Origin of the sequence: Kitasatospora sp. NPDC091257, from assembly GCF_044757675.1 — a bacterium.
In the GTDB taxonomy this organism is placed as follows: domain Bacteria; phylum Actinomycetota; class Actinomycetes; order Streptomycetales; family Streptomycetaceae; genus Kitasatospora; species Kitasatospora lactacystinica.
The window spans coordinates 1-1,527 of the sequence record NZ_JBIVVI010001640.1; the positions used below are offsets into that span (position 1 = coordinate 1).

General features: G+C 70.3%; 1 protein-coding gene. It reads right to left on the reverse strand.

Annotated features, from left to right (window positions below; translation table 11 throughout):
* Positions 1–1,083: cbb3-type cytochrome c oxidase subunit I (locus tag ACIQOV_RS40945; RefSeq protein ID WP_401056159.1), on the reverse strand; the 1,083-nt coding region annotated here is incomplete at its 3' end.
* Between the last annotated feature and the right edge of the window lie 444 nt (positions 1,084–1,527).

Genomic DNA, 1,527 nt, shown 5'->3' on the forward strand with positions numbered 1-1,527 from the left:
CGGGGTCTCGAAGCTCAGCGAGCCCCGCCACATGGTGCCGACCCAGTTGAAGAACTTCACCCCGGTCGGGACCGCGATCAGGAAGGTCATGAACGAGAAGAACGGCAGCAACACCTGCCCGGTGACGTACATGTGGTGCGCCCACACCGTCACCGACAGGCCCGCGATGGCCACCGTCGCGGCGATCAGGCCGGAGTAGCCGAACATCGGCTTGCGGCTGAACACCGGGATGACCTCGGAGACGATCCCGAAGAACGGCAGCGCCAGGATGTACACCTCGGGATGCCCGAAGAACCAGAACAGGTGTTGCCAGAGCATCGCCCCGCCGTTGGCCGGGTCGAAGACGTGGGAGCCGAACTTGCGGTCGCACTCCAGCGCCAGCAGCGCGGCGGCCAGCACCGGGAAGACCAGCAGCACCAGCACCGAGGTGAGCAGCACGTTCCAGCAGAAGATGGACATCCGGAACATGGTCATGCCCGGAGCGCGCATGCAGATGATGGTGGTGATGAAGTTGACGGCGCCGAAGATGCTGCCGAAGCCGGACAGCGTCACGCCCATGATCCACATGTCGGCGCCGACGCCGGGCGAGTGGATCGCGTCGGACAGCGGCGCGTAGAGGAACCAGCCGAAGTCGGCGGCGCCCTGCGGGGTCGCGAAGCCGGCCGCGGCGATCAGTGAGCCGAACATGAACAGCCAGTAGGACAGCATGTTCAGGCGCGGGAAGGCGACGTCCGGCGCGCCGATCTGGAGCGGCATGATCCAGTTGGCGAAGCCGGTGAACAGCGGCATGGCGAACAGCAGCAGCATCACCGAGCCGTGCATGGTGAAGGCCTGGTTGAACTGCTCGTTGGAGAGGATCTGCGTTCCGGGCCGGGCGAGTTCGGCGCGCATGACCAGGGCGAGGATGCCGCCGATCAGGAAGAACGCGAACGACGACACCAGGTACATGGTGCCGATCGTCTTGTGGTCGGTGGTGGTCAGCAGTCTGACCAGGGCCGAACCGGGCCTCCTGGCCCTGGCCGTCCCTGCTGGGAGGGCCGTCGGCGGTGAGGTGGGGTCGCCCTGTGCCTGGGTGGCGCTCAAGGACGCACTCCTTCGGAACGTCGTGCGAATGGATGGCGCTCCATGATCCGAACAGGCGCCCTCCGCACCCCAGGGCCCTTCGGCCCGCCCGCCCGGGGCCGCTGGGCCCGAGTTCCCGGGACCCGACCGGGACCTCCCGACCGCGCACCCGGGACCTCCCGGCCGGCCGACCGGCGCCTCCCGGCCGCGCGCCCGGCGCCTCCTGACCGGCCGTCGGGTGGCCGCGTGCCCGGATCGCCGCCCGCTCGCGCCGCGCTCACCGCGGCGCGGAGCCCCGGTCGAGAACCGCCGGAACGCGCCCTTCCCCACCGCCCCGTACGCCCGCCCGGCGGCGCCCCGCGGGCCGCCCGTCCACCCGGCCCGACCGGGCCCCGCCACCCCGGCCGACCTGCCGGAACGGCGACCGCGGTAGTAGTGGTAGGCCCAGTCGACGTTGAAGTAGCC